At 40.2% G+C, this 14,272-nt stretch carries 11 protein-coding genes; all 11 read right to left on the bottom strand.

Going from position 1 to position 14,272, the window contains the following annotated elements; genetic code table 11:
- Window positions 1–218 precede the first annotated feature (218 nt).
- Window positions 219–1,142, bottom strand: a complete 924-nt coding sequence (tyrA, locus tag ACM03V_RS29075) for a bifunctional chorismate mutase/prephenate dehydrogenase (protein WP_414624288.1) — start codon at window positions 1,140–1,142, stop codon at window positions 219–221.
- A gap of 381 nt (window positions 1,143–1,523) precedes the next feature.
- A complete protein-coding gene (locus ACM03V_RS29070) occupies window positions 1,524–2,804 on the bottom strand; it encodes a glycosyltransferase family 4 protein (protein ID WP_414624287.1) in 1,281 nt (426 codons plus the stop codon).
- Between the two features lie 131 nt (window positions 2,805–2,935).
- Window positions 2,936–3,835 carry a UbiA-like protein EboC gene (gene eboC / locus ACM03V_RS29065; protein WP_414624286.1) on the bottom strand — a complete coding sequence of 300 codons (900 nt, stop codon included), beginning with the start codon at window positions 3,833–3,835 and terminating at the stop codon, window positions 2,936–2,938.
- A 79-nt stretch (window positions 3,836–3,914) separates the two neighbouring features.
- Window positions 3,915–4,823 carry a TatD family hydrolase gene (locus ACM03V_RS29060; RefSeq protein WP_414624285.1) on the bottom strand — a complete coding sequence of 303 codons (909 nt, stop codon included), beginning with the start codon at window positions 4,821–4,823 and terminating at the stop codon, window positions 3,915–3,917.
- Window positions 4,824–5,092: 269 nt separating this feature from the next.
- Complete coding sequence (locus ACM03V_RS29055; protein ID WP_414624284.1) at window positions 5,093–6,091, bottom strand: EboA family metabolite traffic protein; 999 nt, start codon at window positions 6,089–6,091, stop codon at window positions 5,093–5,095.
- A gap of 324 nt (window positions 6,092–6,415) precedes the next feature.
- The gene (gene scyF / locus ACM03V_RS29050; RefSeq protein ID WP_414624283.1) at window positions 6,416–7,585 is read right to left on the bottom strand and encodes a scytonemin biosynthesis PEP-CTERM protein ScyF; all 1,170 of its coding nucleotides are present in this window, start codon (window positions 7,583–7,585) and stop codon (window positions 6,416–6,418) included.
- Between the two features lie 67 nt (window positions 7,586–7,652).
- Window positions 7,653–8,816: a scytonemin biosynthesis PEP-CTERM protein ScyF gene (gene scyF, locus ACM03V_RS29045; RefSeq protein WP_414624282.1), complete on the bottom strand. Its 1,164-nt coding sequence runs from the start codon at window positions 8,814–8,816 to the stop codon at window positions 7,653–7,655.
- A gap of 181 nt (window positions 8,817–8,997) precedes the next feature.
- Window positions 8,998–10,443: a ScyD/ScyE family protein gene (locus tag ACM03V_RS29040; RefSeq protein WP_414624281.1), complete on the bottom strand. Its 1,446-nt coding sequence runs from the start codon at window positions 10,441–10,443 to the stop codon at window positions 8,998–9,000.
- Window positions 10,444–10,594: 151 nt separating this feature from the next.
- Complete coding sequence (locus tag ACM03V_RS29035) at window positions 10,595–11,734, bottom strand: ScyD/ScyE family protein (protein WP_414624280.1); 1,140 nt, start codon at window positions 11,732–11,734, stop codon at window positions 10,595–10,597.
- 343 nt (window positions 11,735–12,077) lie between these two features.
- Window positions 12,078–13,022: a scytonemin biosynthesis cyclase/decarboxylase ScyC gene (gene scyC, locus ACM03V_RS29030; protein WP_414624279.1), complete on the bottom strand. Its 945-nt coding sequence runs from the start codon at window positions 13,020–13,022 to the stop codon at window positions 12,078–12,080.
- Window positions 13,023–13,063: 41 nt separating this feature from the next.
- Window positions 13,064–14,146 carry a tryptophan dehydrogenase ScyB gene (gene scyB / locus ACM03V_RS29025; protein WP_414624278.1) on the bottom strand — a complete coding sequence of 361 codons (1,083 nt, stop codon included), beginning with the start codon at window positions 14,144–14,146 and terminating at the stop codon, window positions 13,064–13,066.
- Window positions 14,147–14,272: the final 126 nt, after the last annotated feature.

Genomic DNA, 14,272 nt, shown 5'->3' with positions numbered 1-14,272 from the left:
AAGTTATGAATAAGACCTCACTAACTTTCGAGATTCCCCTAAATTCCCTGCTAAATTTGTGGACTTTAACCCCCCTTTTTAAGGGGGGAAGGGGGGATCAAAGCAATGATTGGTTAAAAACGATACTTTTCAAACATCCTCTTAGCATTTTCTCCTAGATTGAGAACTAAAGTCCTTACTACAAACTGTTCCCTGTTCCCTATTCCCTGTTCCCTCAATCATCTAGTAATCAAAACATTCTCACTACTATCTTTTTTACTTCCATTAAGATGTTGTTGTGAAGTAAAACGATTTATTAGATAATTTTCTGCTGTTTCTTCTTCTTTGTCTTCGGAAGCTAAAGCTTGATTAAAAAAGGTTTGAGTTGATTCAAATTCTTTAATTAATCCTTCTCTATCTTTTTCAGCTACAAGTTTTGCCAAACGGCTGTAAGTTTCGGCAAGAGTTACTATAGTTTCACATCTTTCTTCTGTGGCTAACATAATATCCGCACACAAATGCGAACTTTGAGCAAACAAACGCTTGAGAATATCAATTTCTTGGCAATAAGTTGGACTAGCCATTGATAAACTACGCTGAATATCGATGTTTTCTTCAGCTAAGAATACACCCAAACTGAACCTAGCAAAATGACGCATTGCTTGAACAATTGTCATCATTTTATCGTGTTCTTTAGGTGTCGATTCTACCAAGTTGCTGCCTTGAGCTTTGAAGAAATCTAACAACCATTGAAATCTGTCGTCATTTCGTCCCCGACATACCACAATAATCTGTTGAGCAAAGGATTCAACCTTCGGACCAAACATAGGATGTAAGCCCATTACAGCACCTTTGTGGTACTCCATCATTGCTTGTACGGGTTCAGTTTTGACACTGGTAATATCGGCGATCGCCGTAGTCGGTTTCAGATATTGAGCAGCACGCTTAATTACTTCTACAGTTTTCTCAATGGGAACCGAAACTAACACTAAGTCAGCATCACCAAGCAACTTTTGTGCAAACGGCCAATCTTGATTTCCGAAAGCGCACACTTTATGCCCATTTGCTGACAACTCGCGAGCAAACCACTGTCCCATCTGCCCGCATCCACCGATGATAGTAATTCGTTGAGAATTACCCTTGTTTTCTGTTTTAGAAACCATAAATTGATTCTTTAATTATTAGTATTTCATGCAGTGAACGCTACCAAAAGCGTAATTTTTAATTAATGTAGCGGTATTCTTAAATTAATAAATGTCAAACTGCCTTTAATATTTTTCCTGAATTATTTGGCTTAGAATTTAAAGTTATATTCTAATAACACAATTATACTTTAATAGATTGAGCAATCTTTAATCTATTTATTTGAGATATTGATTTTTTATTGATTTATATTTAGTTAAAGGAAGGGGAAAGGAGAACGGGTAATAGAAAAATGCGTTAAGAAATTTCAGTAGCTACCTTAGCAAGACCGATCTATTTTGAATAGTTCAAGTATCTAATAAATAATTTATATCTAATTACTAACTCCCAACTCCTTACCTCTAACTCCTTAACCCTAACTTCTTTTCTAATGCAGGTAAAATACCGGGGACTTTGCGAGAAATAGCTTGATAAAAAACGGCTTCATAAGCTGTTAAAGCTTGTTCAAAAGAATAGCGTTCGATAGCAAAGTTCCTTGCCTTTTCACCCAGTTTTTTTGCTAAATCGGGATTGCTATATAAACTCATAATTCCAGCAGCTAAATCTTGAGGTGATTCTGGGGAAACGACTACACCACCACCGCTTTGTCTAACTGCACGTGCTGCGGTACCGGAAGCGGGAACGGAAGCAATAATTGGACTCCCCGAAGCTAACAATAATGGTATTTTGGAAGGCATATTAAACGAAATCACGTTGCGCTTTTGCACTACCAAACCCACATCAGCAGCCGCTAGCATTTCTGGTAATTTTTCTCGCGGTTGCAAGGGTAGCAATAAAACATTATTCGCACCACAAGCCAGACAATGTTTTTGCAATCTTTTCAATGCCTTGGATTCCCCAGCAATGACAAAAGCAATGTCAGGAATATGACTTAATGATGCTGCTGTTTCTATTACCGTTTCTAAACCCTGAGTCAAAGCAATATTTCCCGAATAAAGCGCCACAAATTTGTTCTCTAATTTGTGAATAGCCTTCCAATTTTTAGCTTTATTTGGCAAAGGGCGAATAAAATTGACATCTACCCAATTGGGAATACAGGCAATCTTATCTATAGGAACTTTCTTATTAACTAAGTTCTTAACAAAGCCATCAGCAATGACGCTAATTGTATGAGCTTTTTTATAAGCAAATTTTTCTAAAACTTCCAAAGCGCGAATCATGAATTTATTTTTCAATAATCCAGTTCGGATTGCAGCTTCTGGTAAAATATCTTGTAGGTTCAATACCACCGGACAATTATAAAACCAACCTAAAAATGTCGCAGGTAGGGAAACTAATAAAGGTGGAACAGTTAAAAGAATAACATCAGGCCGCCAACCATTGAGAGCTTGCGGCAAACTTGTAAATACAAAACTTAATTCTAATAGCAAGCGATCGATTAAATTAGGCTTAGATTTAATTCTTAAATAACAACGTTGAATAGTTACGCCATTTTTCTCTTCCGTAACATACCACTTACCCCGATACTCCTCGTAAATCTCGCGCTGTGGATAATTTGGCATACCAGTAATCACCCGCACCTGATGCCCTTTTTTAACTAATCCCTCAGCAAGCTCAGTCATCAAAGGCGCAATTCCGATGGGTTCGGGATGATAATTATAAGAATAAATTAGAATTTGCATTTATATCGACTTTTTATAAGTTAATTAGGGTTTGGGAATAGGGAATAGGGCATAGGGCATTGGAAGTTTGAAAATTTTAACTTTTAACTCTTAACTTTTAACTCTCTATCCCCTCCTCCATTTAATGTGTCCTAAGTTACCGCAAATAGCTTTGCTAATATTATAGATGCAGGTAACAAAATTAACACTAATAAACCATAGGGTAAACCCGCAAAACTACAGCTAAGAGTTGCATCTAATACTATCAGAGACAAAACTCCGGAACGCACTGCTGTACGTATATTTTCAGCACTTGGTTCTCCTACAGCTTGAATAAAAGGTAACAACACGCGCCAAGTCAGTAAAATCACGAATGGTATTACTGCTAAGAAGTAAGATTTATTTAACCACCCCAAAGCTAAAAGCCCAGTGATTACTACCCCCATCAATATTAATGCTACAACACCAGTACTACGTTTTCCACCATGTACTTCACCTTGGCTTATAGCTGTAATTGCCGCAATATAAGTAATAGGAATTAAAGCTAAATACCAATGTTCCCTCAACATCGGCGACAAAATACTTACACCCAGCAGTAAATTACCACCGCGACAAATCCCCATATTTAAAGGGCCAAAAAACGTATGGTGTTTTCCGTAAGCGTCATAAAGCAAAGCCGCAGCAGCCACACCGCAGGCAATACTAAAACTCAACGAAGAAACTTGAGCCGCAGCAAATACACCAATAGTTAAAAGTACACTTCCTAAAACAGTTGCTCCCCTAAAAGTTGCCCTACCGCTAGGAATTGGTCTTTCTGGTCTTTCTTTGGCATCTAATCCTGCATCAAAGACATCATTAAATACAACGCCGCCACCGTATAAACCAGTAGTAGCCAAAAGTAGCCATGCGACAGGTAGCGGATTATCAAAACCTGCAAAACCAGCAGCCGCAATACCCGCAAGCACATCCGCCCAGGCCGTGACAATGTTTGCGGGTCGCGTTAACTGTAGATACGCCCAAAGGCGGTTGGTGTTTAAAGTTGCCGTGTTCATATTTTGAGACAATTAACAATTAACAATGAGCAATGAGCAATGAACAATAAACCATTGATAATTGTTCATTGATGATTGATTACTCGATTAGTGCGTATTCGGAGTCAGATTTTTCGACAACTGGCTTTTGCCCGCGCAGTACGGAGTTACCGCTAAATAATTCGCGCTGATCGATGGGGGATGGGTTTAACCAGTCAGATTCTTGTATTTGACCGCTTTGGCTGTATGCTGCGAGGGCGTTTTCGTAGCAAGTTGCTCGCACGTGGGCTTCTGGAATTCCTCTCTCTACCATCAATTGAGCGGTTTTTGGTACCGCCAACGGATCGCTTACTCCCCAGTCGGCGCTACTGTCTACGATGATTCGATCGCAACCGTATTGACGTACAACTTCCACCATGCGAGCGTTACCCATTTTGGTGTTGGGGTAAATTGTAAATGCTGCCCAGAAACCTCGATCTAATACATCTTTTACGGTTTCTTCATTGTTATGATCCATTACCACCTTGGAAGGTTCCAAACCATGTTCGATACATACTTCCATGCTGCGAATGGTACCCGCTTTTTTATCGCGGTGGGGTGTATGAATCATTACCAGCATATCTAATTCTTTAGCTAATTCTAGCTGCAAGCGAAAGTACTTATCTTCCGCTGGAGTCATATCATCGTAACCAATTTCACCGATCGCAACCACACCTTCTTTACAAGCATACAAAGGTAACAATTCCATCACCTGTTCCGCCAAAGGTTCGTTATTAGCTTCTTTTGAGTTTAATCCAATAGTGCAGTAATGGTTGATGCCAAACTGTGACGCTCGAAAACGTTCCCAGCCCACTAAACTGCTGAAATAATCCTGAAAAGAACCAATATTAGTCCGTGGTTGTCCCATCCAGAAAGCAGGTTCAATTACCGCAACAATGCCCGCATCACGCATTTTTTCGTAATCGTCGGTAGTGCGGGAACTCATGTGAATATGTGGATCGATGTACATAATAATAATTTTGAATTTTGGATTTTAGATTTTGGGAATAGGGCATTGGGCATTGGGCATTGGGAATAGTTAGTAGGGTTGTGAGATATTAGATTTTGTTAGTGCGAGCATCTTGCTCGTTGGTTAAATACAAATAAAATGTGTGGCAACTTATCTCTCTTTATCTCTTTCCTCCGCGCACTCTGCGCTCTCTGCGGTTTATTTCCGTAATCTTCTGAACGACGAATTAAAACTTTCCTATTCCCCATGCCCTATGCCCCATCCCCATTTCATTTAACATTCTTCCAAGTCAGTCTTCCTGCTTGAATATCATTTTGCAAATCTGGATATCTAGCTAGAATTTCTTGAGCTTGGGGTAGGGGACAGTCAGCACAAGCTAAAGCTGCTGCGGTTCTTTCCAGTAATTTTTGCTGCCCTTTACCGTTTGAATCGGCTTTAGTGTAAGATTCGGTTAAAACGCGCTCTAAATCTGCTAACATTTCACTGTTGGCGAATTTTCCGACGCATCGCCATAATTCTGGTGATACATCGCGCCCTGCTGCCCACCGTTCGTGAGCGTAATCAACCAGCATTCTGGCTAGCTCTGGATTTGCTCGTTCGTCAATTCCTTGAATTAAATGTAAAGGACTACCGACAAACAAAGCTTTTAAAACCATCTGATTCCAAGCTAGATTGTCTAAATATTTTGCTGGATAAGGATTTTGCAAGGCAACGGCATTAAAGACTGCTGTCATATTGCTGCGAATACCCTCGGCGGAGCGATCGCGAACTTTTTCTGGATAAGGAAGCAGCGGTAATGCTTGATATAGCGCTACTAATTCCCTAACGTCGGCAGATGCAAATACTCGATCTAATGTGCGTATATATTTATCTGCATCATTTGATGGTAAACTTAATACCAGTAATATTCGAGCCGCTTGATCTATAGTCCAATTAGCAGGATACCAATCATTGCATACATTCAAGGCTGATTCTAATTCTTCTACCGTCGGCTGTATTTCGTTTTTTTCTGTATAACGAGGTACTGCACTAAAGGCAGTAAAAAATAGAAAAGGTGCCGCACCATCGTTAATCTGCTGTCGCTTTTTATCTAACCAATCGAGAGCTTCAGTCTTGACTTGTCGCGATACCCAACGGTAAAGTAAATCTTCAGCAGTAATATTTTGTGTTTCTATATAATTTGTCGCAAGTGTCATTTTGTTATATGTTTCTTCGTTTATATATAGTTGCTTCTTGGTAGTTTCTGCATAGTCCTTCATCTGTTTCATCTATAAAAGTTTGAATAGGATTTATAAGAAGCTTTATGCGATCGCTGACTTTCAGCCGATATTTCCAAGATTGCGATTTCGCTAAGTCATTACCCTAATACAGTGACTTTTAGTTACTATTTACAATCAAATACGTAAGTCTAATTAATTAAGTAATTGTGTTGCTTTTAACAATATTTTATCGTTGCTATAGAACTCTTTTATGAAGATTGCAAAAATATTTGCGATTCTATTAAGAAATAATATTTTTGACGATGTAGGAAGGCAGAGCTTTTAGGCGTTCCCAGCCTGAGACTGGGAACGAAAATTAAGTAAAAATGCTTGTTAAGCAGATTGTTGCTTATCCTTTTTAAACTTGGTCATAGCAGCGCCAAGTACGAACACACCTAAACCTAATAAGGAAGCAGGTTCGGGAACTTTGGTTGCACCTTTGTGCCGTTCTATATCCAACACCTGTACGCGACCTTGGAAAAAGTCACCTACATAAAGCTTGCCATCATTGAGTGATGTACCTGCCGTCCAGTTAAATCTACCTGGTGTAAGGTCTAAGGGGTCGCCGAAAGGAGGTTCGCCAAGCTGAGGAGGAGGAACGGGTTGACCTTCTTCATTCAGAGCAGGTTCGCCGTATGCTGTTAAGAAATTACCTTCTCTATCAAATACCTGTACGCGGCTGTTGATCGAGTCAGCTACATAAATATTCTCATCAGCATCAACTTCAACACCAATTGGCTGATTAAACTGCCCATCTCCGATGCCTTGTTCCCCAAAGACTAAAAGAGCTTCTCCTTCAGGGGAAAGTACTTGAACGCGGTTATTAAACTGGTCGGTAACAAAGAAGTTTCCGGTGGTTGGAGATATTCTTACACCCGCCGGTCCTTGAAATTGCCCTGGTTCGGTGCCAGCACTACCAATGCTGCCAAGTAACTCGCCATCTTCGGTAAATTTGAGAATTCGGTCGTTACTGAAATCTCCTATGTAGACATTACCAACTTCGTCAAATGTGATTCCAGAAGGTCCGAAGAAGGCTCTACCTTCGATAAGACCGCCGAATAAACCTTCACCAAAGGTATTTAAAAAGTTACCTTTTGAATCATATACATTTATACGGTTGTTAAAAACGTCACCTACATAAAGGTTTCCGTTTTTAGGACTAAATTCTAAAGCTGAAGGTTCGTCGAACTCTCCTGGCCCGGTTCCACCGCTACCAACCGCGCCAATATATTCACCACTAGGATTATATATTTCTACTTTATTACCAAGGTCTGGATTAAAAGAACCATCGGGATTAAGACCACGACCGTTAGATACATAAACGTTTCCAGTTTCGTCCTGTACGGTTACACCCTGGGGAACAAAAAGCTCTCCCGGAGCGAATCCCGGCGAACCAATTTGGCTATCGTATGTTAGGCTTACTGCTTTAGCTTCGGCGGTGGCTGCCAAAACCATAAATCCCGCACTCGCAACCGCTACTGATACTTTTTTAATTAATTTCATAAATTAAGACGTATATGGGCGCGTTCCCAGCCTGAGACTGGGAACGAGAATTAAGTAAAAATGCTTGTTAAGCAGATTGCTTATTTTTCTTCAACTTAGTAGCAGCAGCACCAAGTGCAAATACACCTAAACCTAATAAAGTTGTAGGTTCAGGTACTTTCTTCGCAGCATCTCTACCTTCAACATTCAATACCTGTACGCGACCAGTAAAGAAATCACCTACAAAAACTTTGCCATCGTTGTAGCTTAAGCCACCACTCCAGTTAAACTTACCTGGTTCTAAGTCAGCAGGGTTAGTGGAAAAAGGTAGTTCTCCGGGTGCGGGAGGTCCGGGATTTTCTACAGGTTCACCAAATACAGTTAAGAAATTACCGTCTTTGTCAAATACCTGAACGCGGTTATTTTGCGAGTCAGCTACGTAGATATTATCGAATTCATCCACATCGATACCGATTGGCTCGTTGAATTGTCCGGGTTCGGTTCCTTCAGTACCAAAGGCATAAAGGAAGTTCTCTTCCGAATCAAGTACCTGAATCCGGTTATTAAACTGGTCGTTAATGTAAATATTGCCAGTATTTTGAGATATAGCTAAACCAGCAGGGCCATCAAACTGTCCTGGTTCGGTACCCAAGCTGCCATAGGTTTTAACTAATGAGCCATCTCTACCGTAAACCTTTACTTCATCAGCACTGAAATCGGTTACGTGTAAATTTCCTTCTTTGTCAAAATCAATACCGCCCGGACCGAAGAAGATATCGCCAGGTCCTTGACCGCTGAATGAACCGAAAGAAGTAACGAATTCCCCATTTTGTGGGTTATATACGTCGATTTCGCTGTTAAAAACGTCAGCTACGTATAAATTGCCGCTAATAGGATCGAATTTCAAATCTCCTGGTTCGTCTATACCGGCTCCTTTACCTTGAACCCCAGTTCCGATCGCCTTCAAATAGGTACCGTCAGGGCTGAATACGTCAACTCTGTTACCAACATTAGGAAGAAATCCAGCTCCTCCTGGGCTAGGGTCAAAACCGCGACCGTTACTTACGTAAACGTTTCCATCTGCATTGCTCTGTGCAACACCTTGGGGAACAAAAAGCTCTCCCGGACCGAATCCCGGCGAACCAATTGAATTTTCGTATGTAAGGTTGATTGCTTTAGCTTCGGCAGTCGCCGCCAAAACCATAAATCCCGCACTAGCAAGCGCTAATGATACATTTTTTACAAGTTTCATAGTTGATTTTCCTGAGAAGGCTAGTTATACTCTTGATTAGCTATTGTTTCCAGGTCAAGACCTGGAACTCTTACAGTGAGTTGCTGCTGATTAAATTCATCAAACAGCAACTTGCTGTTTTTTTACTTGGATAGTTCTAAGTATTGAGTTATAGTTTTCATTTGCAGATAACTGCTAACTGTTAAAGAACTTCCACCTTGTCCAAAATTTCTTCTAGCTTCTCTTCCTGACGCTTGCGCTTGCTGTATTTGGAAGCCGCACCAGCAGCAGCAACTCCTAACAAACCAAGTATGGAAGCAGGTTCGGGAACTTTAGTAGGTTTGTCACCACCTTTACCTAAGTCAATCTTGACTAATTGACCTACATCTGCTAAACGTGCGCGGTTTGCTGTGTATAAAGCACCGTCACGGTAAGTCAAACCGGAAGCAGCTTCTAAACCGTTACCGTTCCAGATGGTTTCGCGAGTACCATCGGCAGCAACTTTGATAATCGAACTGCTGATATCGCCGATTACTTCACCACCTTGAAGAATATTCTTCCACTCGGAGGTGTTCATGTGTTGCAATACGTACAAGGAGCCATCTTCGTCGTATGCGGTACCAGTTAGCTGAGTAAAGCCGTCACCACCGTTGGTATATTTCTCGTTTATATTCAAATCATCGTCAACTGAATATAGACGCGCTCTACCTTCTGGATAGGGGAAGTAAGAGTATTCAGCTACCGTAAAATCACCATTGGGAGACTGGGTAATTCCTGTAGGTACTGATTGGAATGTAATCGGAAAATCTTGACTTGCTTCTTCTCCTTCTGGGGGACCGCTTGGTGCTTCCGTGTCGCCACCTTGACCGTTGATTGCTGGTAATCCAGGTGCATCGGATGGTTGTTCTCCATCTGGAATTTCACCAGGGGGTTCAAAGCTAGGAAATTCAAGTTCGCTTTGATCGACAGGTAGGATGGGGAATGCCGCTACTTTCTCAATTCCACCTTTATCGAGCGCTGTCTTCCAAATTACGTTCGCACCACCATCAACTACAAAAGCTGTATTATCCTTAATCGTCATTGCGTAAGGATTGGTAATAAGGTCACTACCATCGGGATTGTTTTCTACTTCGTACTGAGCAAAGTCAGCAACTTCTCTTCCTAACGCACCATTTACTAGATCAACTTCAAATAATTTTCCAAGTGTAGGACTTTGTAAAATATCTCCACTAGTAGCAGGGTTGCCAGCGTAACCCATCAATAGGTAGGCGTTTCCTTTACTGTCAAATTTGAAGTCAGCAGGGCCTGCTGCTTGTTCTCCGAAGGGAGTCAAAGCTAAGGATGCCAAATCTGGAATTACTGTTGAAGTGCTACCATCGGTACCGATTTTAAGCAAGGAACCAGTGTTACCCGCACACAAAGGAATAAACTGCGAGCTAGGTGATGGAACGCATCTTCCATCTTCTCCAGTTCCACCTTTTCCGCTAGTTGTTAGATAAATATTTCCCTCGGTGTCAAAATCAAAGTTACGAGGATTGTCTAATCCATCAGCTAGTACAGAGAGCGAAGCTGCTTGTGCTGCTGTCGTTCCTAAAATGGAAACAATACTTGCCGTGAAAAGCGTTAAAGCAATTGACTTGAATTTCATAGTTTGTGAAATTGATTAGTAGTTTATGGAATAAATGCGGTTCTTTGAAGAACAGCCCCGATTATTGGGATATGAATATCAAGCATATTGTTGGCTTGAAGCTTATTTTCCACTTACATAGCTTGCGTTATTGGCAATCCATAACGCGCTGCTAGATATAAGAATGGGAAATATTTTTATGATTCTCAACTCTGATAATCTGTCCGATTCCCGGACGACCGCCTCGATTGATGATATAAAAAGCACCATCGGGACCTATTGTGAGAGCGGAGGGCATTTCTAATCCATTACCCTCCATGAGCATTGTACGTTCGCTGTTAGGAGCAATTTTAATTAATGCTCCATCTGGTTTTCCTTTCCATCCAGACTGATTCATATGTTGCAAAACATACAAATTTCCCTCAGCATCAAAGGTCATATCTATTAATTGTGTGAATCCCGAAGCGAAAACTTCTAACTCGCCGTTCACACTAGTTTTATAGATTCTTGCTTCACCTTCAGGGAAAGGAAAGCCACTAAATTCGCAAACGTAGTAAGCACCATCCGCACCTTTGACAACATCCGTAGGTACCGATTGAATCGACATTTGGGATGGTGGTGCTTGATGATAAGCACCAGGTGCTGGTACGTGCCCCCGGTCAAAATTTTCCGATTTAGCACCGGGTAATATTGGATTAGTTAATATCCGTTCGGGAATCGCAGCAATTAACTCTAAATTACTGCCGTCAGTATTTATGCTGAAGAGACTGTTTGCGCCCGCATCAACTATTACCAATCTATTACCATCTACGTATAAAGACAAGGGGTTACTAGCAACTTCACTGTCCTTTAATACAATCTTTTTAATAACTTCACAATTGGTGATATCTGCTATACTTGACCAAGTATTATTACTCAAATCTAAAGTAATAATTGTTCCTAAATTATTATCGCCAAGAGATTCGCGAAAAGCTGGATTAGCTGCATAACCTAATAGAACATAAGCTTTTCCATCTGCATCAAACTTGATATCGTGAGGACCAGCAGCACCCGAACCATCGGGGAATGCCACGGAAGGTAATCCTGTCAATATACGTCGAACGGTGCCATTTTCAATTTTGCTAATAGCACCACTGCGACCGTAATGTAAATTTCCCTGACCGCTAGGAGCAGGAATTGACGGCCCATTTCCACCAGTTCCGGCTTCTGTAATATACAGACTGCCATCGGGAGCAAATGTCAATCCTTTCGGATTATCAAGATTGTCAGCGATTATTTCAAAAGATGTGTTTGTGAGTAGCTGTGCTGTCATTTATAAAAAATAAGTTATTTGTGCTTAAGATTATTTGGAATTTACGCTTTTATCCGGCTCAAATTACCCTAACCTCCCTTACACAAGGGAGGTTATACGGGTAAATTCCGATTACCTATAAAAACTAGTAGTAAGCACCCCGGTAAGAGTATTTGGAAAATTTAAAATGTTGAAAATCCGGATTTGTTAGATTTGGAATGAATCGTACTAGTGGTATTCTCAAAGATTTTAGTAGCTTTAAATTTTAGATTTTTTCGATACAGAAACTCTTAAAAAAGATTCCAATCCAAAATCTAAAAGAAACGCATCCGTTGTTAAAATAAACGCATCCGTTGTCAAAATCCTATTGCGGAATATAACTCATCCCTCTATTAAAGCTTTCCATATTACCAGCCTTGCTTTCGAGCATCCGCTTAATGTTCATGCTTTCAGCCCCTAAGTCTTCAATTTGCAGCTTACCATGAATCTCAGATTTATCAGCTTTCCAGAAACTGATTCTATGCATAATAAAACCTCGTGCTTCAGGGTCAGCAAATGCATAAGAAGCTGGTATTAAAAGCATAGGAGTTCGCTGATAATATTCGTGTTCTGGATAGTAGAATTCTTGTTCGAGCAAATAGTATTTACTCAAAGTGTGTAACTCTATTCTTGCTTTGACTTTCTGATTATATTCATCGATAAATTCTCCCTCTGATTCGGAAATATTACCATTTGGTCTGAGCAAATGCGCCCATTCATCCATATTCCGCAAGTCTTGCAAAAATTCGATCCCCATCTCAATTGGAGCATCAACATATATAGTATCGGTATCTACAAAGTGCCTTCCTTTTGCAGCACTAGTAAGACCTTCTTTACGTTCTAAATTTGCTTTAAGAGAACGACATTCAGAAGTATGTACTGTATGAATACCTTGCATAATCATTCCAGTTTGTCGTTTTGGATCGACAAAACTTAACCAGTGGAAATATACGCCTTTTTCGTCAGTTCCCGGTTCTATATAATCGGTAGGGAAAAGCAATACTGGATAAACTTGGTAATACTTTTGATATTCCAATCCACAGTGCCATTCAATCCCATAAAACTTAGGATTTTCTAGCTTTTTAACGTGATAGAAAAGGTCTTCATGATACCCAGAAGCTGTTCCTCTCCAGGTATCTTCATCAATCTTTTCTTTCATGCGGCTAAACAGCGTCCATTCATCCAAATTCTTCAAACTACAAAGATAGTCAAAAGCTGTTTTTGGTGAAGTTTGAATATAAGCCGATGTTGCAAACGTATTTTTTTCCATTGTCACCCTTTTACAGTTATCAGTTAACAGTTATCAGTTATTTAATGTTTACCGTTAGTGGATACAGTTGTAGATAAAACTTTTTTGAGATTTTTAGCGTTGGCAATTCTTTCTTCTGCTAACTGCTTGGAAGCTGCATCTGTGGTAATTTGCTGTTTCTCGGCTCGGTCAAAAATCTCATGCAAGGTATTATAAATATTTCTAACTTGCTTAAAGGCTTTTTCTTCGTTATAACCAATCATTTCGTTATAAACGTTGATTAATCCCCCGGCATTAATTACATAATCGGGTGCATACAAAATGCCTTTTTCTACAAGCATCATTCCGTCTGCTTTTTCTTCACCTAACTGATTGTTGGCACAACCAGCAATTACGCTTGCTTTAATTTGCGGAATTGTCTCGCTCGACAGAATTCCACCTAAAGCACAGGGAGAAAATACATCTACATCAAGTCCGTAAATTTCTGAGGGTTCAACTATAGTCGCACCAAACAGACGCTTGATTTCTTCTGTTCTCTCTTTATTAATATCGGTAACAAAAAGCTTTGCACCATTCTCATGTAAATGACGGCAAAGGTTTGTACCAACATTTCCTAATCCTTGAACTGCTACTTTCAGTCCTGTTAAATCGGAAGTTTTTAACCGAAATTCAACAGCCGCTTTCAAACCTAAAAATACTCCCCATCCAGTTACAGGTGCCGGTCCTCCGGATTGTTCTTCAACACCTACAACGTGATTAGTTTCTCGACTAATTTTTCGGACATCTTCCGGGGTCATGTTGACATCTTGACCCGTAATAAAACGTCCGTTCAAGCTGTTAACAAAACGCCCGTAAGCATACAAAAGTTCGTCAGTTTTATGTGCGGGATTGCCAATAATTACAGCTTTACCACCACCAACAGGAATGTTGGCACAGGCAGCTTTATAAGTCATACCCCGACTCAAACGTAAAGCATCTTTTAAAGCAGCTTCTTCGGATACATAAGGCAACATTCTTGTTGCTCCCATCGCTGGACCTAAACTTGTATCGTGAATAGCAATTATTGCTTTAATATCTGGGTCTTTACCGTTACAAAACAATACTTGCTCGTGACCCATTTCTGTTACATTATCAAAAAGATTCAATCTACCTGCTCCTACTAAATAAAATTAAATTAATGCAATAAAGGTTAGTTGTCAAAACTCTTAATTCTTAATTCTTAACTCCTAACTTTTAACTTCTGTAAAGACGTAGCACTGCTACGTCTCTAC

This window comes from Calothrix sp. CCY 0018 (genome assembly GCF_963920925.1).
GTDB lineage: Bacteria > Cyanobacteriota > Cyanobacteriia > Cyanobacteriales > Nostocaceae > Rivularia.
Note: the sequence above shows the minus strand (reverse complement) of the source record. Positions and strands in the feature narration are given on the sequence as shown.

Coding starts and splice junctions, on each gene's coding strand:
- tyrA (WP_414624288.1), bottom strand. CDS start 1,142: ATGGTTTCTAAAACAGAAAACAAGGGTAATTCTCAACGAATTACTATC.
- scyC (WP_414624279.1), bottom strand. CDS start 13,022: ATGGAAAAAAATACGTTTGCAACATCGGCTTATATTCAAACTTCACCA.
- ACM03V_RS29055 (WP_414624284.1), bottom strand. CDS start 6,091: ATGAAACAGATGAAGGACTATGCAGAAACTACCAAGAAGCAACTATAT.
- ACM03V_RS29060 (WP_414624285.1), bottom strand. CDS start 4,823: ATGTACATCGATCCACATATTCACATGAGTTCCCGCACTACCGACGAT.
- scyF (WP_414624282.1), bottom strand. CDS start 8,816: ATGAAACTTGTAAAAAATGTATCATTAGCGCTTGCTAGTGCGGGATTT.
- ACM03V_RS29040 (WP_414624281.1), bottom strand. CDS start 10,443: ATGAAATTCAAGTCAATTGCTTTAACGCTTTTCACGGCAAGTATTGTT.
- ACM03V_RS29035 (WP_414624280.1), bottom strand. CDS start 11,734: ATGACAGCACAGCTACTCACAAACACATCTTTTGAAATAATCGCTGAC.
- eboC (WP_414624286.1), bottom strand. CDS start 3,835: ATGAACACGGCAACTTTAAACACCAACCGCCTTTGGGCGTATCTACAG.
- ACM03V_RS29070 (WP_414624287.1), bottom strand. CDS start 2,804: ATGCAAATTCTAATTTATTCTTATAATTATCATCCCGAACCCATCGGA.
- scyF (WP_414624283.1), bottom strand. CDS start 7,585: ATGAAATTAATTAAAAAAGTATCAGTAGCGGTTGCGAGTGCGGGATTT.